This window comes from Streptomyces hydrogenans (assembly GCF_014656075.1).
GTDB lineage: Bacteria > Actinomycetota > Actinomycetes > Streptomycetales > Streptomycetaceae > Streptomyces > Streptomyces hydrogenans.
On record NZ_BNBS01000286.1, the window covers coordinates 1 to 1,482 of the forward strand.

Annotated in this window: 1 protein-coding gene and 1 pseudogene; both read right to left on the reverse strand. The window is 74.6% G+C overall.

Going from position 1 to position 1,482, the window contains the following annotated elements:
- A pseudogene (locus tag IE321_RS41430) lies at positions 1-337 on the reverse strand (hypothetical protein); the annotation flags it as partial.
- A 26-nt stretch (positions 338-363) separates the two neighbouring features.
- Positions 364-1,482 (reverse strand): peptidoglycan-binding protein (locus IE321_RS41435; RefSeq protein WP_190226774.1); only part of this gene is annotated, 1,119 nt, incomplete at its 5' end.

Genomic DNA, 1,482 nt, shown 5'->3' on the forward strand with positions numbered 1-1,482 from the left:
GGGAGGGGGTCGCCGCGACCGGCGGCGACGGAGCCGCGGCCGGCGGCGTCGCGCGGGCGGCGACCGTCGGCGGGGACACGGCGGGCCGCGCCCCGTCCGCCGCGTCGGCCTTCGGGGCGGACGCCGCCGGGTCGGCCGCGGGCTCCCGCACCGGCTCGCTCACCGGCTCCGCCGCGTGCTCGCGCACGGGCTCGGCCGGTGTCGGTGGCGGTGGCGGGAGGGGGGCGTCCGGGGTCGGGGGTCTGCGGGGGAGGGAGCCGTCGGTGAGGCGGCGGGCGGATCTGGCGGCGTCGCGCGAGGCCGCCGCGCCGGAGTCGTTCGGGGGTGCTGCCGTCATTCGGGGTCCACCTCATGCTCTCGGGGTCATCGGAACAATCGCCGCCAGGTCTCCGGGCCCGGGTAGCCGTCGGCCGCTGCGCCGCGCCAGCCCTGTGCCCGCTGGAACGCCTCGACGTTGCGGCGGTCCGCCTCCGTCCAGCGCGGACCGGGTCCCGACAGGTAGTGCTTGCCGAAGCCCCGCTTCACCAGTTGTTTGCCCAGCTTCTCCACATATGCGTTGGATTGGCCCGGACGGAAGGAGCCACGCCCGGGGAACCCGTTCGCATCTGTGCTCGGACCGCTCGAACCACTCGAACCGCCGATGTCCCGGCCCTCGCCCGACGTCAGGAGCTTCCAGGTGTGCGGGCCCGGCAGACCGTCCGCCTCCTTGCCCTTCCAGCCCTGCGCGAGCTGGAACGCCCGGGTCGCCCGCCGGTCGGACTCGCCCCACTTCGGGCCGGGGCCCGTGACGTAGAAGCGCCGGGCGCCGCGCTCGACGAGCATCTGGCCGAGCTTGGTGACGTAGGCGTTGTTCGCGCCCGGGCCGAACTTCGCGCCGCCCGGGTACGCCGCGCCCCCGGGCGTCGCGCCGCTGCCCGCGCCGGTGCTGCCGCTGACCAGGCCCTTGTAGCGGTAGGCGACGTACCGGCCGGAGTTCTCCCAGTAGGCCATCGGCGTGGCCTGCTTCCGGGTGCGGGGCTTGGTCTGCTCGTAGGCGACGTACGAGGTGTGGGTGTAGTCCGTCCAGCCGCCGAAGATCGTCACGTGCGAGCCGCGGGTCGGGTTGGCCGGGTTGTGGAAGAGCAGGATGTCGCCGGGCTGGAGCTCGGTCCGGTCGATGCGGACGGCGAAGCGGTCGAGGCTGCCCGTCCACTCGTTGCTGCGCAGGTTCCAGGCCATCGAGATGTAGCCCGAGCAGTCCTGGCGGTACCCGTCCGACCAGTACTTCTCCATCGAGTACGGCACCTGGGCCGTGACCCACTTCTTGGCCCGGTTGATGATCTCCGTGCGGGTCGTCTTCCGCAGCGTCTCCGTCGAGATCTGACTGGTCGTCGGCACGGCGCCAGGGATCGGCCCGCCGTCGGCCTGCGCGGCCGGCGGGCCGTGCAGCGGGGCGGGGCCGCCCTGCGGGGTGTCGGAGCCCCGGGCGGCACCGGCCGCGTC